The organism is Planctomycetota bacterium (assembly GCA_039182125.1).
GTDB lineage: Bacteria > Planctomycetota > Phycisphaerae > Tepidisphaerales > Tepidisphaeraceae > JBCDCH01.
This window is the reverse complement of sequence record JBCDCH010000014.1, coordinates 24,224-49,233: the sequence shown is the minus strand read 5'-3', so window position 1 is coordinate 49,233 and position 25,010 is coordinate 24,224. Positions and strand designations below refer to the sequence as shown.

Sequence of the window (25,010 nt, the reverse complement as noted above, 5' to 3'; positions counted from 1 at the left end):
ACGCGCCAACCGAAAGCCCACGGCTTCAGCCGTGGGTCTGCCCGACCCTGCGCAACTGCCGACCCACGCCTGAAGGCGTGGGCTTTACTTCAGTGCGTTGGCGATCACATCGACGATGTCGGCGACGGGGACGTTGGTGGCGTCCTTGTCGCCGCGGCGTTTGTGTTCGACGACGCCTTCGGCGAGGCCGCGGTCGCCGACGGTGATGCGGTGGGGGATGCCGATGAGGTCGGCGTCGGCGAACTTGCTGCCGGGCCGCGCGTCGCGGTCGTCGAGGAGGACGTCGATGCCTTTCGCCTGCAGGTCGGCGTAGAGCTGGTCGGCGACGGTCTTCATCTCGCCGTCGTACTTGATCGGCGTGATGACGACGGTGAAGGGCGCGAGGGCGGTCGGCCAGACGATGCCGCGGTCGTCGTGGCCCTGCTCGACGGCGGCGATGAGGATGCGACCCACGCCGATGCCGTAGCACCCCATGATCATCGGCACCCGCTCGCCCGACTCGGTCTGCACCTGCGCATCGAGCGCGTCGGAGTATTTGGTGCCGAGCTTGAAGACGTGGCCAAGCTCGATGCCCTTGCGCTCGGCAAGCGTGCCGCCGTCGTTCAGCGGCGACGGGTCATCAGCGTGGGCGTTGCGGATGTCCGCGACATGCACGCGCCGTTTTGCCGACATCAGCGGATCGATGCAGTCGCGTTTCCAGTTGAAGTGTTTGACGTGATGGTCGACTTTGTTTGCCCCGACGGTCCAGAACCCATCTTGAGCCGCATCGGGATCAACCAAGAGAAGCCCGCCCTCGGCGGCCGACTGCGGGTCTCTTTGCAGGATGTGCGGACCGACGAACCCAATCGGCAAGTCCCCTTTACGCTCATCCGGCAGCAGTCGCATTGCGCGGATGTCTGGGCTCGCAATCTTCGCGGCAGAAAGCAGTTTCGCCTCGTTCACCTCTTGGTCCCCTCGAACCACTGCGAGCACCAATACCGTATTCATCCAGGCGGTATGTTCGTTGCCCTTGCCGCAATCTGCTTCGAAGATCAGCGTCTTGAGCATGTTCTTCGGCTTGACCTTCATGAACTTGCCGACTTCTTCGATGCCGGGCATGCCGGGGGTGTGGACTTCTTCCAGCTCACCCGTCGGCTCGCCGTCGAAGGTCCACTCGCGCTCGCCGATGCCGGCCTTCTCCACGTTCGCGGCGTAGTTGCCCTTGTCGGACACGAGGATCGTGTCTTCGCCGACGTCGCAGGGGGCCATGAACTCGTGGGAGGCGTTGCCGCCGATGGGGCCGGACTCGGCTTCGACGGCCATCACCTCGATCCCGCATCGGGCGTAGATCTTCTCGTAGGCCGCGTACATCTTGTCGTACGCCGCGTCGAGGCCGGCCAGGTCGACGTCGAAGCTGTACGCGTCCTTCATCGTGAACTCGCGCACGCGCAGCAGGCCGAACCGCGGGCGGAACTCGTCGCGGAACTTGGTCTGGATCTGGTAGACGTTGAGCGGGAGCTGCTTGTAGGAGCTGACCGCGTCCTTGACGACGGAGGTGACGACTTCCTCGTGCGTGGGGCCGAGGACGTTTTCGGTGCCGTGGCGGTCTTCGAGGCGGAAGAGGTTCTCGCCGTAGGACACGTCGCGGCCGGTCTGGCGCCAGAGCTCCATCGGCTGCAAGGTCGGCATACGCAGTTCAACCGCGCCCGCCGCGTCCATCTCCCCGCGGACGACCTGCTCAGCCTTCTGGAGCGAGCGGAGCCCCAATGGCAAGAGCGTGTAAACGCCGGCGGTGAGCTGGCGGATGAACCCGGCCCGGACCAGAAGCTTGTGGGAGGGGATGACCGCGTCGGCGGGATCTTGCTTGAGCGTCGGAATGAGCGATTGCGACCAGCGCATGAAATGAACCTTGTAAGAATGAGACCGTGGCGGCGTCTTCCATGTAACCGCCGCAGGGGAGAGCCTACGGTTGGTGTTGGAACCTGCCAGCGGCCGACACTGTAGACAAACGCTGCAACGGCGTTTGCCGGCCGATCCCCCCGATTTTTTCAGATGAGCACTCCCATCCGTTCTTTCGTTGAGTCCCTGGAACCCCGCCAGCTTCTCGCCGGCATGGTGCAGGATTTGCCGTATGTCCTCGACTTCGACCGTTTTCGTGGCGGCGTGGTCGACAAGGACGGGCAGGGGACCGGGTTCACGGTGGTGCAGGGCAACACCGCCGGCGACGAGTACGAGCCGAGCCTCATCGACATCAAGCAGACGGCCGGCATCCTGTCGCTGACCAGCCGTGGCGACGCGGCGTTTGGCGGCAACTACCGCGAAGACAACACGCTCGCCAACGGTTTGCAAACGCAGTTCGACGCCTCGGCCGGCACGTTCCAGATCTCCACCACCATCCGCGGCCCGCTCGGCTACATCAACGTCGCCAACGAGCAGGCCGGCATTCTCTTCGGCCCTTCCCAGGACAACTACCTCAAGCTCGTCGTCGGCGTCGTCAACGGCAACGAGGTTATCCAGTTCCTCGACGAGCAGGACACCGGCAGCGGCATCTTCCACCAGAACGGGCTTTCGGGTCTGACCGTCGGCATCGACACCGCGACGATCACCACGAGCTTGGAGCTGATCCTCACCGGCGACCCGGCGGCGGGGCAGTTCACCGCCGCGTACCGCATCGATGGCGGCGCGCTCCAGACCGTCCCCGGCAGCGTTACTTTCACCGGTGCTCAGCGCGACAGCTTTTTCCGCGACGAGGCCCGTGCCGGGCTGCTCGTCATCCACAAGAACAACGGCACGCCGATCACCGCCGACTTCGACCAGTTCAAGATCGAGTCGGTGAGCAACAGTCGGCCGACCGTTGCCGGGATCAACCCCGAGAACACCGCGACCGACGTGCTGCGTGACGCGTTCATCGCCACGACCGGGCTGAACTTGATCGATTCGGGCCTCGATGTCGCGACGGTCAACAGCGACACGGTGGAACTGATCCGCACGAGCGACAACGTAAAAGTCCCCGCCGCGGTCAACACGACCGGCGGTGGCGACGCGATCGTCCTCACGCCCAGCGCGCTGCTCGACGCCAACACGAACTACACCTTCCGCATCACCGCAGGTGTGCTCGACGAGGACGGCCTGCAGATGGTGCCGTTCACCAGCACGTTCACGACCGGCGCGACGGCGACGCCGGTGCCGTTGAATATCGCGTTCGAGAAGGTCGAGCTGCAGAACGTCGACGGCCGGCAGTGGACGAGCGTGAGCGTCGGCCCGGACGGCCGGCTCTGGGGGACGACGTTCGACGGGTTCATCTTCCGCTACGACATCGAATCCGACGGCACGCTCAGTGCCCGGCAGACGATCACGAGCCTGCGCGATGCCGAGGGTGCGGCCCGGCTGATCACCGGGCTGGAATGGGACCCGCGCTCGACGCCGGCCAATCCGATCGCGTGGGTCACGCACACCGTAACCAACATCGTCAACGCGCCCGATTTCACCAGCAAGCTCACGCGCCTGACCGGTTCGTTCCTGGAAACCGTCGACGACGTCGTGGTCGGCTTCCCGCGTTCGATCCGTGACCACCTGACCAACCAGCCCGACTTCGGCCCCGACGGCAAGCTGTACATCCCGCAGGCCGGCAACACCGCGTTCGGCGCGCCCGACGCGGCGTGGGGCAATCGGCCCGAGCGGCTGCTCTCCGCATCGGTGCTCGTCGCGGATACCGACGCGCTCGAAGCCCGCCTCATCAGCGGTGACGGCCCGCTCGACGTGACCACCGAGGGGGTCGCGGACCCGTACGACCCGTTCGATCCGTCGGCCCCGGTGCAGATCTATGCCACGGGCTTCCGCAACATCTATGAGCTTGTCTGGCACTCCAACGGCAATCTCTACGGCGCGAACAACGGAAGTGCCGCCGGCGGTAACACGCCTAGTTCCAACGGCGTCTTCAACGGCACGCGGATCGACGGCCAGCCTTACACCGGCGGACCGATCACCGGCGTGACCAACGCCGCGAACACCCAGCCCGACACGCTCTACCGCATCGAGCAGGGCAGCTACTACGGCCACCCGAACCCGACCCGCGGCGAGTTCGTCAGCTTCGGCGGCAACCCGACCTCCGGACCCGACGCGTGGGAGTTCGTCCCCGAGTATCCGGTCGGTACTCAGCCCGATGTGAACTTCGCCGAGCCGATTTTCTCCTTCGGCAACAACTTCAGCCCCAACGGCACCATCGAATACCAATCCAACACCTTCGGCGGCGCGCTGCAGGGACGACTGTTGGTGACCCGCTACTCCGGCGGCGACGACTTGCTCGCGGTGCGGCCCAACAACTCCGGCGGCGTCGCGTCGGTTCAGGCGGGTATCCCCGGCCTGACCGGCTTCGTCGATCCGCTCGACGTCACCGAAGACCTCGACAACGGCAACCTCTACGTCGCCGAGTACGGCGGGCAGACGCTCACGCTCCTGCGTCCGGTGGAGACGGGCGGTGTCATCAGCGCGCCCAAGCGTTCGTTCATCAACGACCCGCGTGGCAGCGGCGTGCAGAACCCGTCGCAGGTCACCATCTTCAACAACGGCACCGAGCCGCTGTTGATCCCGACGGACGGGCTTTCGCTCCTCGGCGGCAGCGGGTCGAAGTTCGAACTGCCGGCACTCAGCGATCCGATCTTCGTCGACCCCGGCGAGGGGGCGGATCTGCCGTTGAACTTCAATCCTGACGCGGGTGATGCCGCGGGCGCGATCTTCACCGACACGCTCATCATCCGCTCGAGCGCGACCAACGCCGGCGAGGTCGCGGTGAACCTGCGCGGCTTGGTGACCAAGGCCGAGGGCGGCAGCGACGAGCCGTCGTTGCAACAGCTCTTCGAGTTGTACGAGTTCGACCTCGAGACCGGCGACAGCGATCCGACGACCTCGGCATTGACGATCACCGGTGCGAATGACGACATCAACGCCGACCGCTTCCGCAAGGCCGGCCCCGGCCCGGTCAGCATCGTCCCGCTCGCGGGCTTCGGCCCCGACTCCGGCCGGCCCACCGAGTACGGCATCTACTCGCCCGGCAGCCCGCAGACCGCCAGGTTCATCAACGGCACCACCGAGGGCGACGACCAGACCGTCAACGTCAAAATCCAGGGCCCGCAGAAGTTCAACGTCGACAGCCTCGTCTTCGGTCAGGGCATCACGTCCGAGGAGTTCGGCGTGGTCGGTCGCTTCAACAAGTTCGTCGATGACGGGCAGGCCCGCGTGATCTTCAGTGAGTCGACGCTCAATTTCTGGGAGCCCGACAATGCGTTCAAGGACAAGGTCAAGACCTACCCGCTAGTCGACGGCAACGGCACCGTCGTGCCCAATGCCTACGTGGTCGTGTTCGAGGAGTCGACCAACGCCGGCTTCCCGAGTGATTTCCAAGACGCGGTCATGATCCTCCGCAACGTCGAGCCGGTGCTGACTAGCGGCCCCGAGATCGGCTTCGACAACCTTGACGGCCAGCCGTACAGCAATCGCCTGGTGTTCAGTCGGATCGACACGGCCGGGCTCGATCCGGTCATTCCCAACGAGTTCAAGGACACCGCCAAGGTTCGCGTCCGCAACACCGGCGACGCCAACCTCGTCGTTTCCAACGTCAACGTGCAGGGCCAGTTCACGCTCCTCTCCGACAGCAGCTTCACCGTCGGCCCCGGCGGGTTCGAGGACGTGCTGATCCAGTTCACCGCGAGCGGCACGATCACCCGGCTCAACGGCTTCGTCGAGTTCAGCACCAACGACGCCGACGAGCCGTTCCCGCGTGTGCAACTCGCCGGCTACAGCCAGAGCGACTCCGAGGACAACAGCAGCTTCGTCAGCCAGGAGCCGACGCTCCAGACGATGTTCGACGTCTACGGCTTCAGCACCGTCACGGCTTTCGCCGGCCAAGACCTCAACGGCGGCGGCCGGGTCGAGGCCATCGGCGAGGAAGTGCTCAGCTTCTACTGGGAGAAGGCCGACGAGGAACTGCCGGTCCGCGTGCAACAACTCGCCGCCTACCACATGCAGGGCGATGCGAATCGCTTGCGTTGGTTCCCGCAGAACAACACGAGTCAGAACAACGAGATCCTCCGCATGGACGGGGCATGGTCGCAGTCGTTCCAGCCGCGCTTGTTCGGTTCCACCGATCCGGCGATCGCGACCTTCGACCCTGGCTCGACCGTCTTCGGCCTGCGCGTCGAGAACGAGTCGTCCGACTCCGCGCTCAACGTTCAGGAGCAAGGCGGCGGCGGGTTCGGGCACCACATGCGGTTCTACCCCGCCCGTGACCGCGAGGGCCGCAGCATCCCCGACACTTATCTCATGTCGATGGACTTCGCCGGGATCAACTACGACTACAACGACAACCTCTATCTGATCCAGAACGTCAAGCCCAGCGACAAGCCGGAAGTGCCGCGCAATCTCGGCGGCTACTCGACCGGCGATGGTGTCTTCCTCGACTGGGCCGATCAGCCGCAGGACCGCTACGCGGTCTTCCGTGCCACCACGCCCAACGGCCAGTACACCAACATCACCGGCTTCAACCTGAACATCTCGTTCTTCAACGACACCGACGTCGTCGACGGCCAGACGTACTACTACCAGGTCATCGCCCTCGATGCCGACGATACGGCGAGCGAAGCGACGAGCGTGGTGGTGGAGGCGTAGACGTTCAAACCCAGGTTGATGAAACGGTCTTAGCCCTTCACACGAAACGCCAGTTGTTCCATCTGGCCGACGAGGTCGACGCTGTTGACGAAGACGTCATCGGGCGTTTGTAGGGTGGTCGGGGCGAAGTTGAGTAGGCCGCGGACGCCGGCGTTGGCCAACGCGTCGGCGGTGCGTTGCGCGGCGGTGGCGGGGACCGCGAGAATGCCGAGCGTGATGTCGTGGGTTTCGACCAACGGGTTGATGCGTGCGGGGTCGTGAATCTCGACGCCGCCGAGCGACTTGCCGATCTTCCCCGCATCCGAGTCGACGACCGCGACGATGCGAAAGCCCTTGGTTTCGAACGGCTTGTACGTCAGCAACGCCCGCCCGATGTTGCCGGCCCCGGCGAGGAGCACGTTCCACTGGCGGTCGGTCCCGAGAATCCCACGCAAGCGGTGGATGAGGTCGTCGACGCGATACCCGACGCCCGGCTGGCCGAACTGCCCGAACGCGGCCAGATCCTTGCGGACCTGCGCGTCGGTGAGCGACAACGCGGCCCCGAGTACCCGACTCGATACCGTCGCTTCCCGTTGCAACGCCAGCGCTTCGAGCTCGCGCAGGTAGAGCGTGAGCCGACGAACCATCGGGGTGGCAACGGATGTGGGCAACGGGTCGTCGGGCAAGGCGAGGGATCATTGGCGGCGGATCGTCGACGTGGGGGTGATTTGCGTTTCGCGCCGCCTGTTTTGCAGATGGGTGTGGCGCGGCGACCGTGTCTGCCGATGGGTGTCCGATAGGAACGTGGGCTGCCGATCACGACGGGGATTGGTCGCCGGTAGCGACATCAGGGTCCGCCCGGCTTGACACCCCCGGCAGCGGCGTTTAGCGTCCGTGCCTTGCGAAAATGCGGTTTCGGCACGACCTGTACGGGCGTGTGCCGGGGTCGCTCGCGACCGCCATGGCACGCTGCCATGGCCCGACCAACCTCCCCGGAGATCGTGTTGAACCACCGCCTTGCCGGACATCGTCACAGTTGTATCCGTCGGACCGTTGCCGCAGCACTGCTGGTCTCGGCGTGCTTCGCCGGGACGGCCGGTGCGCAGCTTTCTTCCTCGGTCCGGTCGGACCCCGACACCACGTCGAACAATGCGGCGATCAACCAGTTCGTCGGCGACGAGGTCGCGGCCTTGGCCGACCCCGCAACTGTCGCCGGCGCGCGTGCGAAGCTCTTGGCGGAGCTCGGCGGAAGCCCGTCGCCGTCGGACGCGTTCCTGCGTGCCTACGGCTCCGCCTTGGCCGGGCCGTTGAACGCCGCGATCAGTGGCGATAACACCTTGGCCAAGATCAACGCCGCGATCGTGTTGCACGAGGCGGCCACCAAGTCGCGCAGCGGTGACCTGCTCGAGCCCGTGCTCACTGCGGTCAAGTCCGACAATCAGGCAATCGCGATCCACGGCATCCGCGCCGCCGAAGGTGTCCTGCCGGTGCTGCTCGCAACGATGGTGCGTCAGCCCGACGGCGTGTTGCTTGTTGAGGAGTTGGTGTCGGCCACCGAGCGATTCAGCGACGAACCGGCGATCCTGCTCGCCGTACACGAGTCGCTTCAGGTCGGCATGGTCAACGGACCGCAAGGGCTCAACGGCAGCAACGAACTTCGGGCCGCGGTTCCGCTGCTCGTTGACGGTGTGCTCGAGTTGGTCGAAGCCCGGTTGCCCGAGTTCGTCGACGGCTTGCCCGACACGGCCGAGCCGGAGCTGACCGCCACGATGTTCCTCACCGACAAAGACGTCGTCCGTAACCTTGGCGACCGGGAGCAGCGGGTGGCGCAAGCACTGGCCGACTTGCTCGTGCTGGCCCAGAAGCAGAACCTGATCCCGGAGAATGCTGCCGAGCGTGGCCGGATTAACACGTTGATCGACAATGTCGGCGGCGGGTTCTTCCCCTTCTCCAGCTTCGTCGCCCAGCCGGCCAAGCTGAACGAGGCCAGGGAATCGGCCAAGACCCTTGCCAGCAATGTCCGCAGCCAGACCCCGCCTTCGCAGGTCCAACCGCTGGTCGACGCGCTGATCGGCGACCTCTCGACGGCATATCCCGACCTCCGCGTGCCCGGCGAACTGCCTGCCGGCGAGTGAACGCCTTCTGAATCCGAACCACGGCCGTGTTGTTCCGTATTCATACTGGAACGGCAAGCTCGTGTGGTTTACCGTTCGTCATCGCCATGAGCAGACCCACTTTCGTATCGTGCCGCCGGCTTGTCACTTCGAGCTTCCTGTCCGTGGCGGCACTGGTTGCCGTGGTGGGGTGTGACGATTCGGCGGAATTCGCCGGCCCCGAGATCAATCCGGATGCCGAGGCCGAGTTCGTCTTTGCCAATCGCGGCGAAGTCACCCAGCTCGATCCCAACCAGATGTCCTGGATGCAGGACATCCGCATCGCTCAGGGCATGTGGGAAGGCATCTACCGCCTCGACGCCGCGACGCTCGAGCCGGTCCTTGGCGTGGGCGAGAGCGTGGAGCACTCCGAGGATTTCAAGACCTGGACCATCACGCTCAAGGACAACGCCAAGTGGAACAACGGCGACCCTGTCGTCGCCGGCGATTTCATTTTCGCGTGGAAACGGCACCTTCACGAGGCCGGCTACTACAGCTACCTCGTCGAGAAGTACATCGTCGGTGCCAAGGAGTATTCCGAGACCTACCGCGAAGGTGGCCCCGACATGGCCGATGAGTCGATGCTCGGCATGCGGGCGATCGACGACCGCACGCTCGAAGTCAACCTCACCCGCCCGGTCGCGTTCTTCCCGGACCTGCTCACGTTCACGGTCTACTGGCCGATGCACGAGGCGTCGATGGAGCCGTTCAAGGAAGTCGATGACAAGGGCCGTGTGACGTACGCCGACAACTGGTGGCAGCCGACCGCGGACGGCCCGGTCACCAACGGTGCCTACAAGCTTGACCGCAACGACCAGAAGCAGGGCCAGACGCTCGTGATGAACGAGCACTATTGGGATGCCGAAAACGTCAAGAGCCGCACGGTTCGCAGCATCTCGCCGATCGAGCACAACCTCGCGTTCCAGCGTTACGAGAACGGCCTGATCGACTGGCTCACCGACATCCCCGGCCAGTTCGCCTACGACATGCGGCAGTCCGGCCGCGACGACCTGCTGGTGGGTCCGGCGTTCGGCACATACTTCTGGTCGTTCAACACCGATCCCCAACTCGCCGACGGAACCGACAACCCGATCTCTGACGTGCTGGTTCGCAAGGCCCTCTCGGCCGCGGTCGATAAGCAGGAGATCGTCGACACCATCGTCCGCATGGATCAGATGGTCGCGACGACGTTCATCCCGCAGAACGCCAATTACTTTGACGGTTACAACCACCCGACCGGCATTGACTACGACGTCGAGCAGGCGAAGAAGTGGCTCGCCGAGGCCGGCTACCCCAATGGCGAGGGTTTCCCCCGGCTCAAGCTGTTCTACAACACCGGCACCGGCGACCACGAGCAGATCGCCCAGAACCTCGCCCGCCAGTGGCGCGAGAAGCTCGGCATCGAGTTCGACTTGGACCCGGTCGAGATGGCCCAGTTCAAGGTCCGCTACAAGCCCGAGTACGCCGAGACTGACGAGATGCGTGCCATTGCCGGAGACGGCCTGCGTGCCGGCGAGTTCGCGATCAGCCGTGGTAGCTGGTATGGCGACTACATGGACGTGACGACCTTCACCGACATGTTCATGCCCGACTCGCTCAACAACACGCCGGGCTGGGTCAGCGAGGAATACGCCCGCCTCTGCAACGAGGCCGCCCAAACGATCGATCCCCAGGCCCGCCTGGACCTCTACGCCCAGGCCGAGCAGCTACTCATCGACGAAGCGGTGATCATGCCGATCTACCACTACGTCAACACCTTCATCAAGAACCCTGCGGTCGATGGCATCCCGATGAACCCGCGAAACATGGTGATGCTCAAAGCGGTCGAAACGCCACGGTCAACGGGTCCCGGCGCGAGTAACGGCAATGACGGTGCGGCTGCTGATGCCGAGTAACTGATTCGGTTCAAGCCTCGCATCCCTCACCTTCATGGCCCGATTTCTCGCTATTCGCATCGCCCAGTTTCCGTTGATCCTGGCGATCATCTACTTGGTTACGTTTCTGCTCGCGTGGGTCGCGCCGGGTGATCCGTTTTCCGCCCAGTCGGAACGCAACGATCCCGAGCGTGTCGAAGCGCTCAAGGAAAAATACAACGTCACCAGCAGCTGGGACTTTCTCACAACGTACCCGGTCAACATGCTCAAGGGTGAGATGGGCCCGAGCTTTTCGCGGCCGGGGACGACGGTGAACGAGATCATCGCCGACGCGTTGCCGGTGTCGCTGGCGGTCGGGACGCTGGCGATCATCTTCGCGACGTTCATGGGCGTGGGCATCGGGACGCTCGCGTCGGTTCGGCGGGGCGGGGTGATCGACTTCCTTTCGCTCACGGTCGCGCTCATCGGCGTGAGCCTGCCGAGCTTCGTGGTGGCGGCGACGCTGATCACCGGGCTGACCTACAACTTTGAAGTTTTCCCGCAGGGCGGCTGGCCGACGCGGGGCTTTGCGAACCTCGACGCGTACGACTCGTCGTTCCCGTTCCTCGCGGCGTGTTTCGATTACCTCGGTTACATGATTCTCCCGGCCGCGGCGCTCTCGCTCCTGCCGATGGCGTACATCACACGCCTGACCCGCGTGAGCATGATCGACGTGCTCGGCAACGACTACGTCCGCACCGCCCGGGCCAAGGGCGTGAGCCGGATCAAGGTCATCTTCAAACACGCCCTGCGCAACGGTCTGCTCCCCGTGCTCAGCTTCCTCGGCCCCGCGACCGCCAACGTGCTGGTCGGCTCGTTCGTCGTCGAAAAGATCTTCCAACTCCCCGGCCTCGGCACCTTCTTCATTGAGTCCGTCCAGTCACGCGATCAGCCCATGATCCTCGGTACTGTCATGGTCTTTTCCATCCTGCTGCTCACGCTCAACCTCGTGGTCGACGTGCTCTACAGCGTGGTTGATCCTCGCATCAGCGTCGGGGGTGCGTCATGACGGCACCCGCGCCCGCAACGGCCGACGTCGACTACCAGCGTGACCAACGCGCCGCCGCGCCCGACTCGATCTGGCGGCAGGCGCTGCGGTCCAATCGCGTGCTCATCGGCGGAGGGGTGCTGCTGGTGATCGCGTTGATCTGCGTGGTGACGTTGCCGTGGACGCTGTTCATGCAGGACTCGGCGTTCTACTACGACGGCCAGGTAAGCGTTCCGCCCAGTGCCGCGCCGCTCGAAGGCGGGCAGGGGCTCATCGGCATCTTCGGCTACGACGCCGAGTCACGCTCGATGCTCGCGCGCACGCTGCTGGGCGGGGTGATCTCGCTCGCGGTCGGCATCGCAGCCGCGGCGATCAGCGTCGTGCTCGGCTGCGGTGTCGGGCTCCTCGCGGGCTACGCCGGCGGCAAGGTCGACGCGGCCCTCATGCGGTTCGTCGACATCATGTACGGCTTGCCGTACATCCTGCTCGTCATCCTTTTCAAGGTCGCCCTCCAAGGCCCGCTCGAAGCGCTCTTCGAATCGGTCGGGTTCTTCCGCTCCCCTTCATCGGCGGCATCGCTGGCGGTGATGTTCCTCGCGATCGGCTTGGTGAGCTGGCTCACGATGGCGCGGGTGGTGCGTGGCCAGACGCTGAGCCTGCGGGAGCAGCCGTTCATCGAAGCGTCGCGTGCCGCCGGGCTTTCGCCGTTCCGCATTTTCCGTCGGCACCTGCTGCCCAACCTCATCGGGCCGATCATCGTGTACGCGACGCTGACGGTGCCGCAGGCGATTTTGCAAGAAAGTTTCCTCAGCTTCCTCGGCATCGGCGTCGTCCCGCCGCTGCCCAGCTGGGGTTCGCTGGCGTCCGAAGGGCTCGACAACGCGTTCAACCCATTCCGCAGTACATGGTGGCAGTTGGTGTTTCCGTGCGCACTTTTGGCGGTGACGCTGCTTGCCCTAAACTTCCTCGGTGACGGCTTGCGGGATTTGTTTGACCCCAAGCGCGAAGCCGCGAAGATTTGAGTTTGGTCAGTATCTCGTAACGGAAGCCACTCATGGAAAACCGATTCGGCGTCAAAGACTTTTTTCTGTTCGGCCTGATCGCCGTCGTGCTCGTCGCGGTCGTGTTGGCGATGCTCCAGTTCGATCGCCAGTTCGACACCGTCGCCCGTCTGGATCGGCAGAACGAGATCCTCGCCAAGGACCTGAACCAGCTCGGCCAGAAGCTCGACACCCTGCTCGCCGAGACCCGCAACGGCACCATCCGCGTTATCGACCCGACGGCTCTGCAGGGCGGTGCGGCGCTGCTACCGAGCGACGGCACCTCCGGCACCGAGCAGATCACCGAAGCGGTGGACAGCGGCGACACCGAAGACCCCAATGTCGATCCCGCCGAGGTCGCTCAGCAGTCGGCCCAGTTCGACGGCGACGCGACGTTTGCCCTGCTCGAAGAAGCCGAGGCGATGCCCGACTTCGCCCGCGGCGGCTGGTTCCTCGACAACTTCGGCACCAAAATCGGTCGACTCACCCCGCTGGTCGCCTCTGACGTGTACCAGACATGGATCGAGCTGATCGTGCAGGAGAGCATGGCCCAGCGTGATCCGATCACACTGGAGTTCGAGCCTCGGCTGGCCGAGCGGTGGGACATCAGCGACGACGGGTTGACGATGACGTTCTACCTGCGCGACGGCCTGCGCTTCTCCGACGGCGAGCCGCTCACGGCGGAGGACGTCGTGTTCACGTTCGACTGGATTCTCAACCCCGAAATCCAAGCCGATCGGCACCGCTCGTACCTCGACAAGCTTGAGAGCTACGAAGCGCTGGACAGCCGGACCGTCCAATTCAAGTTCAACGAGCCGTACTTCCTGAACTTCACTGCCGTTGGCGGGCAGCTTGTTTTTCCCAAGCACATTTACGAGACGTATTCGCCGACGCAGTACAACGAAGAGCTTGGTCTATTGGTGGGCAGTGGGCCGATGATGCTGCGTGATTGGGAGACTTGGACCCCAGCCGAAGACGTGGTGCTGGTGCGTAATCCGCGCTACTGGGGCAAGCCCACGACGTTCGACCGGATGATTTTTCGCCAAGTGCAGGAAGAGGCGGCCGAGGAAGTGATGTTCCGCAACGGCCAACTCGACCGCTACGCCGCGACGCCGGAGAACTTCGACGATCTCAAGGCTGACTCGGACATTCAGGAGATCGGGTATCCGCTCAACTACGACACGCCGTACGGCGGGTACACCTACATCGGCTGGAATCAGCTCCGGCGCGAGAGTGACGAAGAGATCGACACGATCTTCGCCGACCCGATGCTGCGTCGGGCGATGACGATGATGATCGACCGTCAGCGACTGGCCGACGAGCTCTACAAGGGTTACGCCACGGTTGCCGATGGTCCTTTCGCGCCCACTGGACCGCAAAGCAACCCGGGGATCGAGCCCTGGCCCTACGACATCGGTGCGGCGTTGGAGTTACTTGAGTCGATTGGTTGGCAGGACCGCGACGGCGACGGAATTCTCGAAAACGAAGATGGGACGCCGTTGGAGTTCAACCTTCTCTACCCAGGCGGCAGTCAGTTCACCGAGAAGATTGTCCTCTCGATCCAAGACAACCTCGCCGAGGGTGGCGTGCTGATGAATCTTGAGCGTGCCGACTGGCCTGTGCTGGTCGATCGGCTCAAGAAGAGTGAGTTCGAGGCGGTGACGCTCGGCTGGAGCAGCACGCCCGAATCCGACCCGTACCAGATCTTCCACTCCGACCAAGCCAAGGTCGGCGGCGACAATCGTACCGGCTATCGTTCCGAACGCTTGGATGCCGCTATCGAAGACGCTCGCACCACGATCGACCCGAAGGCACGCTATCCCAAGTGGCACGAGGTACACCGCATCCTTCACGAGGATCAGCCCTACACCTTCCTGCTTAACCGCCAAGCGCTGCGTCTGTTCAACAAGCGGGTCAAGAACGTCGAGACCGCGCCGGCGGGCCTGAACTACGAGTACCTCAATGGCGGCGTGATCCCGTGGTACATCCCCCAGACCATGCAGCAACGCACGCAGTAGTGGCTGCTGTTCGTCGCGTGGTCTTCGTCGCCGGTCCGCCTGATCCGTCCTGATGCTCAACTACATCGTCCGCCGCATCCTGTTGTTTATCCCGACGCTGCTGGGGGCGACGTTGCTGGTGTTCGCGTTGATGCATTTCTCGCCGGTGAGCATCGAGGATTCGATCCTCCCGCCCGACGGCCAGATGACCCCCGGTGCCCGCGCCGAGCGGGAGGCGTATATCAACGCCCGCTTCGGCTTGGACAAGCCGTTCTTCGAGCAGTACCTGCGTTGGCTGAACAACGTCTCGCCGGTGGGTGTCACGGCGGTGCCCTTCGACGACCCGGCGGCGATCGACGCGCGGGCCGAGCGACGCGCCTGGCGCGCGACGGTCGAAAACGAACTGCAGGCCGACGACCCGGACTTGGACGGCGACGCTCTCATCGACGCCGTCGATGAGATCGAGCAAAAAGCCCGCGCCGACGGCGAGATCGACTTCGGCATCGAGTCCGGCGACCTGCTGTGGGGCACCAACCCGTTCAAGGGCAGCGACCTCGGCTACAGCATCGTGCTCAAACGTCCGACCTCCGAACTGATCAAGGAACGCCTGCCGGTGACGCTGTTGCTCAACGCGTTGTCGATCCCGCTGGCGCTTTCGATCAGCATCCTGACCGGCGTGTGGGCCGCCCGTCATCGCGGCGGTTGGCAGGACATCGTCAGCGGCTCGACCCTACTCGCTCTGTTCTCGATCCCGATCATCTGGGCCGGCGTGCTGGCGATCGGCTTCCTCGCCAACGACAAGTACTTTCAATGGTTCCCCGCGGCCGGGCTTTCGAGCCTCGAAGCCGAGCAGCAACCGTTCTTTCCAACCGGTTGGGGCACAGCGAACTTCCGGCCCGGTTTCCTGCTCGATTCGATGTGGCACCTGGTGTTGCCCGTGCTTTGCCTGACCTACACGCAGTTCGCGTACCTGTCGAAGTTGAGCCGGACGAGCATGCTCGAAACGCTCAACGCCGACTTCGTTCGCACCGCGCGTGCCAAGGGCTTGCCCGGGCGGGTGGTGGTCTGGCGGCATGCGTTCCGTAACGCACTGGGCCCGATCATCACGTTCCTCGCGGCACTGCTGCCGGCGGTCATCACCGGCAGCGTGGTGGTCGAGACGATCTTCACCATCGACGGCATGGGCCGACTGGTCATTGAGGCGCTGCTGCGCCAGGACAAGGAGCTGTTCTTGAGTTTGACGGTGGTCACGCTGCTGCTGACGATCATGAGTTACCTGATCGCCGACGTGCTGTACGCGATCGCTGACCCGCGGGTGAGCTATGACTGAGTTCATCCGTCTTTATCGCGCGGTCGCGGCGGAGGCGTCGTCGGTCCAGCCCGTGGCGGACTACGGCAAGGAGCTTCCGCCGACCGAGCCCCCGCCGGACGAGCCGCCGACGCGGTCGCTGTTGGCCAACGTTTTTTCCGAGACGTTCCGCAAGATCGGTGCGCGGGTCGGTGCGGTGTGGATCGTGTTCCTGCTGCTCATCGCGGTGTTCGCGCCGCTGATCGCCAACAGTCGGCCGTTCCTGCTGCGACGCGATGGCGCGTGGGAGTCGCCGTTGCTGCGCGGGCTGACGGACATCGACGTGCTGTTGCTGATCCTCTTCGGGGTGGTGGCGACGCTGGTGATCGTTCACAAGTTTGTTCGTCGACTCACGTTCGGCATCGGACTTGGTGCGTTCGCGACCGTGTTCTTCGTAAGCGGACTGACGCTTTGGTGGACCGAGCTTTGGGAACTGGCGAATCACGAACGGCTCTTGAACGGCGCGCTTGCCGAAGACCCGCTGGAACATCGCTGGCCGGCGGCCGGTGTGTTGGCGTTGCTGGCGTTGGTTGCGACGCTGCCGTGGCTGACGATGAGGGCGTGGTCGGCGAAGGTTCGCCTCGGTGCGGCGGCCGCGCTGGTCGCGGTGTTGTTGCCGATCGTCGTTTGGTTCGCGGTCAACCCGACCAACCCGCCGCGCCTGGCCCGGCTCCAGCAGTGGCGCCAGGCCGAGCAGCGTGAACAGATCGACTGGGTCATCAATGCCCCGATTCCGTTCAGCCCAAACGATCGCCTGCGTGATTTGGGCGACGCACGGAAGATCGCGCCGTGGTGGGGTGCCGACGAAGTGTCGGCGGAGTTTCCGACCAACCACTGGCTCGGCACGACGATCAACGGCGAGGACATGGCCAGCCGGATGATTTTCGCCACGCGCGTCGCACTTGCGATCGGCATCATCGCGACCGGCATCTCCTCGCTCATTGGCATCTTCGTTGGCGCGGTGATGGGCTACTTCGGCGGGATCGTCGACTTGGTGCTGATGCGATTCATCGAGATCCTCCAGGCGGTGCCGGTGCTGATCGTGCTGCTGATCGTGACGCAGTTCTTCGGTAAGGACATCTGGCTGATGATGGTCGCGATCGGGCTGATGACATGGACGGCGGACGCACGGTTTGTGCGCGCCGAGTTCCTGCGGCTTCGTGGCCAGGACTTCGTGCAGGCCGGTCGAGCGCTTGGGCTGCCGCTTCGGTCGATCCTGTTTCGTCACATGTTGCCCAACGGCGTCGCGCCGGTGTTGGTCAACGCCAGCTTCGGCATCGCGGCCGCCATCCTGCTCGAGTCCGTGCTGAGCTTCCTCGGCCTCGGCCTCGAAGCCAAGGACCCGTCTTGGGGTCAGCTGCTCAACCAAGCTCGCGAGACCGGCACCGGCTTCAGCTGGTGGATTGCGATTTTCCCGGGACTGGCGATTTTCCTGACCGTGTTCAGCTACATCCTCATCGGCGAATCGGTCCGCGACGCGATCGATCCGAAGCTCAAGAAGGACTGACGTCGAGCTACTTCCCGAACGTCTCCGGATCGATCGCGACGAAGCGGGTGATCTTGCTGACCAGGTCGGCCATCTCGTACTTCTCGCCGCAGTCGATCGGCAGGAGCACGCCCTGGGCGTGGTCGGAGGCGATGATGAGGTGCTTGTCGCCGTTGACCATGAAGCCGCTGTCCTGGGGCTGATGGCCGGTGATGATGACGTTGGCACCGACGTTCTCGGCGAACTTCTCGGTGGTGGCCGGCGACATGTTGCGGCCCCAGATGAGCTGGTAGGCCGGGCCGGTGCGACGCTGGTAGTCCGGCTTCTTGAGCCGTTCGCGTTTGAACACCGTGTAGTCGAAGTCATCGATCTGTTCGTCCTGCGGCAGCGAGTGGCAGACGAACGTCCCGCCCGGCGTGCTGACCGCCAGTGGCAGGGCGAGGAAGAATTCGGTCATGACCGACTCGACCAGGGCGCCGCCGGTCTCGCCGAAGTGGTTCTTGATGCCCTTGGTGTAGGCCTCGCAGACGCTGAGGCCAGCCTTCATGATGCCCTCGCCGAAGATCTGGGCCAGGTCGTGGTTGGCGAGGATGAAGTGAACCTGCTCGGGAAAGTCGCACTTGAGCTCGGCGGCTCGGTAGAGCATCTTCCAGCTATCCTCGGCCCCGTTGGGATCGAAGTAGCTGCCGTGGATGAGTTCGTGCAGCAGCAGGTGCCGGCGTGGGTTGTCGCCCAGGTCAGCGGTGGCCAGCAGTTTGGAAAAGTTAGTCCGCTGGTCGTGCAGGTCGCCGGTGACCCAGAGTTCGGCATTCTCTTGCAGGCGTACCACCTGCCCGTCGCGATAGGGATCGAGCATGAGCTCGTCGCGCGCTGCTTCGAAGGTCTCACTCACCTCGTCCGCGGTCACATCCGAAACGTCGGCCCAGTCGCTCATTCGGGCAGTGTTGCGCACGCATGCATCGGCGTCAATCGAGCTGGCCAAATGCCGGATCGTGCAGATGTGGCGAGTTTCGGGCGGTTTTGCACGTGACGCCGGGGCTCAGTATGAGTGTTCCGGGTGCCAGGTGGTTACTCGCCGGTCCGATCTCGGGACCGCTCGCCGGGCGCTGTGTCTCCAGCCGTCGAAGGGGTTGCCATGTTGATCTTGAGTGGCTTGGTCGAGTTGAAGCACCGCGCGGATTCGCGTGGCCAGCAGTTGTTGCCGGTGCCGTGGTACCACCGTGGGGCGTTGGGACTGATGACAGGCACGGACGTGCGTGTCGGTCTAGAGCGTGCCGAGAACGGTCGTCCGGTGGGCGACCTGGTGGTGTCAGTGCTGGACCTGATGAAACTGGACAAGATCGCGACGGTGAAAATCTCAGCCGCCGAGAGCCCCGGGGCGATCCGCGACAACCTGCCCAAGTCCCATTCGTACAACATTGCCCTGGCGGAGGCGGCGACCGTCGCGAGCGGGGCCCGTCATGAGTTGACGATGGTGCTTCAGCTGATCAACCCGGCCGACCCGGACGTGGAGACGATATCGGCCGCGGAAGGCTGGGAGGTGATGGAGCACGGACCGTCGCTGGACCTGGCGTGGCGGACGATCGCGTCGCTCCAGGACGGGTGGGTCCAACTCCCGGCCGACAACGACTGGCGGGAGCAGATCCGCGAGCACTTTCCCGACGGCGCCGACAAGGTCGACCTCAACGCCGCGGTGATCTGCTCAGACACCGAGCGGCGGTTGCTGCGTCTGGTGTTCCCGCTCAAGGGCGCGCGGACCGTTGCGATTCAGCATGAGGACGAGCCCGGCGCGCTCGACGCGATCCTGGGATGCCTGTTCGAGGCCAAGGCGAACATTCTTTCGGCGCTGCTGCGGCGTGGCGGGATGCGCAGCGGGCTTGCCAGCCTCATCGCGGTCTGTGAGCCGGACGGGGTGGAGCAGGCGTCGGAGTTCACGCAAGCACGGCTTTCGGCGCTGTTGCGAGAAAGCGGAGCGGCCAAGCAGTTCGCGACCAACATCGTGCGATGGGACGGCCCGACCGAACCGCAGCTCAATCCTGTCGCCCGCAAGGCGAACCGCTGGATCAAGCCGGTCGAAGCACGCAAGGAGTTTCGCGGTTTCATCGAATCGGCCGAGCGCAAGTATTCGGCCAAGCGGCGCAAGATCTTTCTCTCACGCCGATTCTTCGACGTCGACCTCTGCCAGCAGACCAACCGCCTGTTCGAACGCATCAAGAAGGTGCTCGCGGATCTGGGGGCCGACCCGGTCGAAGCGACCGTTGACATCGTGCAGGGCCGTTCGCCGTACAATGAAGTGACATCCCGCCTGTGGATCGCCGACGGCGGCATCATGGTCGTGACCCGGCCCCGGAACAACGGCGACGTTCATGCTTCGATCACCCCGAGCATGGGCCACGAGTTCGGCTACCTCGACGGTCAGGAAAAGCCCCTGCTGGTGTTGCTCGATGCCGAGTGTGTCACGGACTTTAACGAGAACTACGCCGTGCTGCGGGCCCGCGGATGTGGGGAGTTCACTCATGTCACCGCCTTCGACGCCAAAAGCGAGAAATCAATCGATCGACTGATCGGTCATTGGTTCAGAGAAAACTTCCCTGGGGACATGAATTCGGACTCGACCGCAGGATTCGCCGGGTGATGGTGCCAAGTCATGACTCGGGGGCAGTTGTCGGCTTTTCGGTTGATGTGCTCAGTCGCGGGCGGATTGTCTACGATACCTAGCCGCATGAGTGTGTCCGAAGCCGAGCCCGCCGTGCGCGATCCCGCCGCGTCGGCGATAATTTCCGAGCGGTCCGCCACCGGCCGCAAGCGCGTCGCCGAGCCGGTGACCAATCGGGTCCGGCTTGATGGCAAGTTCTTTAGGCTCGGCGATGCCAAGTGGTACATCAAGGGGTTCACCTACGGGCCGTTCGAACCCAACGCCGATGGCGATCCGCTGCCCGACCCGGAGCAGACGCGGCGGGACTTCGTGCAGATGCGCGACGGCGGGGCCAACTGCGTGCGGGTGTATCACATCCCGCCGGGCTGGTTGATGGCGCTGGCGGATGAGCTGGGGATGAAGCTGCTAGTCGACGTGGCCTGGCCGAAGAACCAGGCGATCAGCGACCGTGAAGTCGTCGAGTCGGCCAAGGCGTCGATGCGCGAGGCGGCAGAGCGGTGTGGAAATCACCCGGCCGTCTTTGCGCTCTCGATCGCCAACGAGATCCCGGCCGACATGGTGCGCTTCATGCGTGCCAAGCGGATCAGCGCGTTCCTCGATGACTTGGTCGCGGAGGTCAAGGCGATCGCGCCGGCGTGCCTGGTGACCTTCGCCAACTTCCCGAGCACCGAGTACCTCACGTCCGACGCGATCGACTTCGTGACGTACAACGTTTATCTGCATGAGCCGGAGACGTTTCGCCGGTACCTCGCGCGGCTTCAGCACATCGCGGGCGAGAAGCCGTTGGTGCTCGGCGAGTACGGCGTCGATACCTTCCGCGAAGCCGACGAGCAGGAGCAGGCCGATCGGCTCGGACAACAGCTTGCCGCGATGTACGAGGAAGGTCTGGCCGGCGGGTTCGTCTTCGCCTTCACCGATGACTGGTTCACGCACGGCTATCGCGTGGACGATTGGCTCTTTGGTTGCACGCGAGCCGAGGTCGGTGAGGACGGCAAGCGGATCGAGAAGCCGGCGTTTGCAGCGGTCGCCGACGCGTTCCGCCGTGCTCCGCAGACGGCCGATATCGAGCTGCCGAAGATCAGCGTCATCGTCTGCAGCTACAACGGCGCGAGCACCGTCGAGTCGTGCCTGGCGTCGATGGAGCGGATCAACTACCCGGACTACGAAGTCGTTTTCGTCGACGATGGCAGCACCGACCACACGCAAGACATCCTCGCCAAGTTCCCCTGGGTGCGGAACATCAAGCAGACGAACAAGGGCCTGAGCGTCGCGCGCAATGTCGGCATGGAGGCGGCCGAGGGCGAGATCATCGTCTACACCGACAGCGACTGCGAGGCCGACGAGGATTGGCTGTACCAGATCGCGCTGCATCTGACGCGCAGCGACCATGTCGGCATCGGCGGGCCGAACTTGATCCCGGATGAAGGCTCATGGGTTGCGGACTGCGTGGGGCTTTCGCCGGGTGGGCCGACGCACGTGATGATCGACGATCGCACCGCCGAGCATGTGCCGGGCTGCAACATGGCGTTCTACCGCTGGGCGGCGTTGGACGTCGGCGGGTTCGACTCGCAGTTCCGCAAGGCCGGCGACGACGTCGACTTCATCTGGCGTTTGCAGAACGCCGGCGGCTCGATCGGCTTCGCGTCGGCCGCGCAAGTCTGGCACTACCGCCGCAACTCCATCGAAGCGTACCTCAAGCAACAGCGCGGCTACGGCGAGGCCGAGGCGCTGCTGAAGTTCAAGCACCCCGACCGCTTCAACACGCTCGGCAGCGCCCATTGGCGCGGCCGCATCTACGGGGCTGATATCGGCGTGCGCGTCGGCAAGGACGTCATCTACCACGGCGTCTGGGGGACCGGGCTTTTCCAAACCATCTACCGCCGACCCGTGTCGCTTGTCGCGCAGCTGTTGCAGAGCGTCGAGTGGCACCTGCTCACCGCGTTCGTTTTCCTGTTGTCGGCGGCGTTTCTGCCGTTGGTGTACGTGGCGCTCGGGATGTTCTGCGTGCCGATCGTGTTGGCCATCGTCGCGGCGTGGCAGGCACCCCGGCCGCAGCACGCGTCGATCTGGACCAAGCCGCTCATCGCGTACTTGCACTGGCGTCAGCCGATCACCCGCGGCGCCGCCCGCTACACCGTTCGGCTCAAGGAGAAGGAGCTCACCCAGGAAGCCCGTGCCCATCGACGCGTGCAGAAGTTCCCCTTCGCCCCCGGCGACCGTCGGGTGTTGCAGTACTGGTCGACCGAGCACGATCGTCATGTGCTGCTCGAACGCATCGCCGCCGAGGGGCGCAAGGCACGACTGAAGATGCGCGTCGATTCGGGCTGGGCCGGCTGGGACATGGAGATCTACGGCAGCCGGTACGTGAAGGTGCAACTCACCAGCGTCACCGAGCACCACGCGGCGGGCATGCTCACGCGGCTGCGCATGGACATTCGACCCAGCGGATTCGGCAAGGTGCTCTTCGCCGGGTCGTTGGTGTTGTCGGCGTTGCTTTTGCTGCTGCTCTGGCCGTTCAGTCGCCCGGCGGTGTTGATCCCGCTCACGTGGTGGGCGCTGTTCCTGTTCAACAAGTGGAAGGTGCGCGGGCCGATTTTGGGCATGGTCGACACGGCCGCGATGAAGGCGGGATTCTGGCCGGTGGATGAAGACGCGCGGAAGGATGACCCAGAGCCGGCCATGCGTGCGGAGCCGATCTCGCCATCAGCCGGCGCGGGGGGCTTCGACAAGACGTCGCCGAGCGATGCGGAACTCGCGCGCGGTGGGGAGGCCGGTTCGTGAACACCTATCGGCGGGCGCTGGCTTACTACCGCGATGATCTGGGGAAGATCCTGCTGAGCTTCGTGCTCATTGCCGCGATGGTGTTGCTCGGCCTGCTCTCGCCGGTGCCGATTGCGATCTTCTTCAACGTGATGAACGAGGACGACTCGGCACGCGGCTGGGTGTATCGCCTGTTCGACTGGGTGCCGCGCGAGAAGACGACGGCGATGGTCGTCACCCTCACGGCGGCGATGCTCGTGCTGCGCCTCGGCAACGAGATCATCCGCACCGTCCAAGCGCAGCTCAACATCCTCATCGGCTACCGCGGCCGGACGCGCGTGCAGCTGGACCTGTTCCAGAAACTCCAACAACTCTCGCTCGGCTACCACAAGTCACAGCCGCAGGGTGACGCGATCTACCGGCTCAGCTACGACACCCACGGCTTCCACGGCGTGCTGGGCGTCGCGACCGGGGCGCTGGTCAACGTGCTCACGCTCGTCGTGATGCTCGTGATCATGCTGAACCTCGATTGGAAGCTGACGCTGATCTCGCTGGCGATCGTGCCGGCGCTGTTTCTCGTCATCACCAAGTGGGGCAACGTGCTCAAGAAGTACAACGTCGCCCAGAAGGAAGCCGACACGAACCTGACGACGCAGATCCAACGCTCACTCTCGGCGGTCGGTTTGGTGCAGGCGTTCAACCGGCAGGGCGATGAGCACGCACGTTTCGGCGACACCGTCCGGACCTACATCGACGCGTCGCTGCGGCTGCACTGGCAGGAGATCATGTACTGGCTCGTGCTGGGCGTGATCATCGCCGTCGGCTCGACCGCGATGTTTCTCTTCGGCGGACTCAGCGCGATCAACGACGGCATCTCCGTCGGAACGCTTTGGCTTTTCATCAGCTACCTCGGTCAGCTGTACGATCCGCTGAGCAAGCTGTCGGGCTCGACCGCCGGTTTGCAGTCGGCGGGGGTCGGCGTGGAGCGCGTGTTCGAGGTGTTGGACCGTGACCCGATCATCTCCGATCTGCCCGACGCTCAGGCGTTGACGACGCGGCCGCGGACGCTGCGTTTCGAAGGCGTCGACTTCCGCTATGGCGACGGCGAGTTGGTACTCAACGACGTGAGCTTCACCGTCGAGCCGGGGCAAATGGTGGCGTTCGTCGGCAGCAGCGGGGTGGGTAAAACGACGCTGCTCAATCTGCTGCCACGTTTCCACGATCCGGTCGGCGGGCGGGTGTTGCTCGACGATCACGACATGCGCGACGTGCGTGTTCACGATGTCCGCCGGCATGTGGCGTTGGTGCTGCAAGAGAACCCGATCTTGCCGACGAGTGTCGCGGAGAACATTGCCTACGGCCGCCCCGACGCGACCGACGAAGACATCCGCCGGGCCGCCGAACTCGCCGGGGCGGCCAACTTCATCGACGCGATGCCTGACGGCTACGCGACGACGATTAGCGAGCAAGGCAGCAACCTCTCCGGCGGCCAACGCCAACGCATCGCCATCGCCCGTGCCCTGCTCACCGAAGCCCCGATCGTCGTCCTCGACGAGCCAACCAGCGCCCTCGACGCTGTCCACGAGCAGCGCATCAACGACACGCTCATCGGCCTCAAGCGCCAGCGCACCATCATCGTCGTGAGCCACCGCCTGAGCACGGTGCTCGACGCCGACGTGATCCACGTCATGGACGCCGGCCGGATCGTCGAACAGGGCACCCACGAGCAACTGCTGGAGAAGCGCGGCGTCTACTGGCAGATGGCGAGACACCAGCTGCGTCTGGAGGAGGAGTGATGCGGGACGCGCCGTATTGGTGGGATTGGGAGCTTGTGATGTCGCCGCATGTGGTGAAGCGGATGGCCTCGCGTGACATCAGCGAGTTGGACATCCGAGACATGGCCGAGCGCGCCGACGGTTGGAGCTTCGACCCGTACCCTGGTCGCGTAAGGCTACATACCACAATGAATGGTCGAGCATGGCGGATCGTGGTCGAGCCGCAAGAGAACATCGAAGCGATCGAAGTCGTGACGACTTTTGCGGTATGAT

General features: G+C 64.3%; 15 protein-coding genes. 12 read left to right on the top strand and 3 right to left on the bottom strand.

Annotation, left to right across the window (positions count from 1 at the left end; translation table 11 throughout):
• Positions 1-84 precede the first annotated feature (84 nt).
• Positions 85-1,878: a proline--tRNA ligase gene (locus AAGD32_05570; GenBank protein ID MEM8873711.1), complete on the bottom strand. Its 1,794-nt coding sequence runs from the start codon at positions 1,876-1,878 to the stop codon at positions 85-87.
• Positions 1,879-2,031: 153 nt separating this feature from the next.
• Between AAGD32_05570 and AAGD32_05565 the strand changes: the two genes are divergently transcribed.
• Positions 2,032-6,642, top strand: a complete 4,611-nt coding sequence (locus tag AAGD32_05565; GenBank protein ID MEM8873710.1) for an Ig-like domain-containing protein — start codon at positions 2,032-2,034, stop codon at positions 6,640-6,642.
• Between the two features lie 29 nt (positions 6,643-6,671).
• Here the strand turns inward: AAGD32_05565 and AAGD32_05560 are convergent, their stop codons facing one another.
• Positions 6,672-7,307 (bottom strand): redox-sensing transcriptional repressor Rex, encoded by a 636-nt coding sequence (locus AAGD32_05560; protein ID MEM8873709.1) that lies wholly within the window; start codon positions 7,305-7,307, stop codon positions 6,672-6,674.
• A gap of 288 nt (positions 7,308-7,595) precedes the next feature.
• Here AAGD32_05560 and AAGD32_05555 point away from each other — a divergent pair, with 288 nt between their 5' ends.
• The 7 genes from AAGD32_05555 (at position 7,596) to AAGD32_05525 (ending at position 17,567) form a co-directional block, all read left to right on the top strand.
• Positions 7,596-8,756, top strand: a complete 1,161-nt coding sequence (locus AAGD32_05555; protein ID MEM8873708.1) for a hypothetical protein — start codon at positions 7,596-7,598, stop codon at positions 8,754-8,756.
• An 86-nt stretch (positions 8,757-8,842) separates the two neighbouring features.
• On the top strand, positions 8,843-10,669 hold the full coding sequence (locus tag AAGD32_05550) for a peptide ABC transporter substrate-binding protein (GenBank protein ID MEM8873707.1): 1,827 nt from the start codon (positions 8,843-8,845) through the stop codon (positions 10,667-10,669).
• 34 nt (positions 10,670-10,703) lie between these two features.
• Complete coding sequence (locus tag AAGD32_05545) at positions 10,704-11,696, top strand: ABC transporter permease (GenBank protein MEM8873706.1); 993 nt, start codon at positions 10,704-10,706, stop codon at positions 11,694-11,696.
• Positions 11,693-12,697: an ABC transporter permease gene (locus AAGD32_05540; GenBank protein MEM8873705.1), complete on the top strand. Its 1,005-nt coding sequence runs from the start codon at positions 11,693-11,695 to the stop codon at positions 12,695-12,697. The genes AAGD32_05545 and AAGD32_05540 overlap by 4 nt, the downstream gene beginning before the upstream one ends.
• A gap of 32 nt (positions 12,698-12,729) precedes the next feature.
• On the top strand, positions 12,730-14,733 hold the full coding sequence (locus AAGD32_05535) for an ABC transporter substrate-binding protein (protein ID MEM8873704.1): 2,004 nt from the start codon (positions 12,730-12,732) through the stop codon (positions 14,731-14,733).
• Positions 14,734-14,785: 52 nt separating this feature from the next.
• Positions 14,786-16,042, top strand: a complete 1,257-nt coding sequence (locus AAGD32_05530) for an ABC transporter permease (protein MEM8873703.1) — start codon at positions 14,786-14,788, stop codon at positions 16,040-16,042.
• Positions 16,035-17,567, top strand: a complete 1,533-nt coding sequence (locus tag AAGD32_05525; protein MEM8873702.1) for an ABC transporter permease — start codon at positions 16,035-16,037, stop codon at positions 17,565-17,567. The genes AAGD32_05530 and AAGD32_05525 overlap by 8 nt, the downstream gene beginning before the upstream one ends.
• A gap of 7 nt (positions 17,568-17,574) precedes the next feature.
• On the opposite strand, the gene AAGD32_05520 is transcribed toward AAGD32_05525, so the two are convergent.
• Positions 17,575-18,480 carry a metallophosphoesterase gene (locus AAGD32_05520; GenBank protein MEM8873701.1) on the bottom strand — a complete coding sequence of 302 codons (906 nt, stop codon included), beginning with the start codon at positions 18,478-18,480 and terminating at the stop codon, positions 17,575-17,577.
• A 201-nt stretch (positions 18,481-18,681) separates the two neighbouring features.
• On the opposite strand from AAGD32_05520, the gene AAGD32_05515 reads away from it, so the two are divergent.
• From AAGD32_05515 to AAGD32_05500, 4 genes are all read left to right on the top strand, one after another.
• Positions 18,682-20,181, top strand: a complete 1,500-nt coding sequence (locus tag AAGD32_05515) for a hypothetical protein (GenBank protein ID MEM8873700.1) — start codon at positions 18,682-18,684, stop codon at positions 20,179-20,181.
• A gap of 87 nt (positions 20,182-20,268) precedes the next feature.
• Entirely contained in the window at positions 20,269-22,983 is a 2,715-nt protein-coding gene (locus AAGD32_05510; GenBank protein MEM8873699.1) for a glycosyltransferase, read from the top strand.
• A complete protein-coding gene (locus tag AAGD32_05505; GenBank protein MEM8873698.1) occupies positions 22,980-24,758 on the top strand; it encodes an ABC transporter ATP-binding protein in 1,779 nt (592 codons plus the stop codon). Before AAGD32_05510 ends, AAGD32_05505 begins: the two co-directional genes overlap by 4 nt.
• Positions 24,758-25,009: a DUF4258 domain-containing protein gene (locus AAGD32_05500; GenBank protein MEM8873697.1), complete on the top strand. Its 252-nt coding sequence runs from the start codon at positions 24,758-24,760 to the stop codon at positions 25,007-25,009. Before AAGD32_05505 ends, AAGD32_05500 begins: the two co-directional genes overlap by 1 nt.
• The last annotated feature ends 1 nt before the right edge of the window (position 25,010 follow it).

What these genes read in the sequence shown, in the direction of transcription:
- AAGD32_05570 (MEM8873711.1), bottom strand. Translation starts at nt 1,878, where the DNA reads ATGCGCTGGTCGCAATCGCTCATTCCGACGCTCAAGCAAGATCCCGCC.
- AAGD32_05565 (MEM8873710.1), top strand. Translation starts at nt 2,032, where the DNA reads ATGAGCACTCCCATCCGTTCTTTCGTTGAGTCCCTGGAACCCCGCCAG.
- AAGD32_05555 (MEM8873708.1), top strand. Translation starts at nt 7,596, where the DNA reads ATGGCCCGACCAACCTCCCCGGAGATCGTGTTGAACCACCGCCTTGCC.
- AAGD32_05550 (MEM8873707.1), top strand. Translation starts at nt 8,843, where the DNA reads ATGAGCAGACCCACTTTCGTATCGTGCCGCCGGCTTGTCACTTCGAGC.
- AAGD32_05545 (MEM8873706.1), top strand. Translation starts at nt 10,704, where the DNA reads ATGGCCCGATTTCTCGCTATTCGCATCGCCCAGTTTCCGTTGATCCTG.
- AAGD32_05540 (MEM8873705.1), top strand. Translation starts at nt 11,693, where the DNA reads ATGACGGCACCCGCGCCCGCAACGGCCGACGTCGACTACCAGCGTGAC.
- AAGD32_05535 (MEM8873704.1), top strand. Translation starts at nt 12,730, where the DNA reads ATGGAAAACCGATTCGGCGTCAAAGACTTTTTTCTGTTCGGCCTGATC.
- AAGD32_05530 (MEM8873703.1), top strand. Translation starts at nt 14,786, where the DNA reads ATGCTCAACTACATCGTCCGCCGCATCCTGTTGTTTATCCCGACGCTG.
- AAGD32_05525 (MEM8873702.1), top strand. Translation starts at nt 16,035, where the DNA reads ATGACTGAGTTCATCCGTCTTTATCGCGCGGTCGCGGCGGAGGCGTCG.
- AAGD32_05520 (MEM8873701.1), bottom strand. Translation starts at nt 18,480, where the DNA reads ATGAGCGACTGGGCCGACGTTTCGGATGTGACCGCGGACGAGGTGAGT.
- AAGD32_05515 (MEM8873700.1), top strand. Translation starts at nt 18,682, where the DNA reads ATGTTGATCTTGAGTGGCTTGGTCGAGTTGAAGCACCGCGCGGATTCG.
- AAGD32_05510 (MEM8873699.1), top strand. Translation starts at nt 20,269, where the DNA reads ATGAGTGTGTCCGAAGCCGAGCCCGCCGTGCGCGATCCCGCCGCGTCG.
- AAGD32_05500 (MEM8873697.1), top strand. Translation starts at nt 24,758, where the DNA reads ATGCGGGACGCGCCGTATTGGTGGGATTGGGAGCTTGTGATGTCGCCG.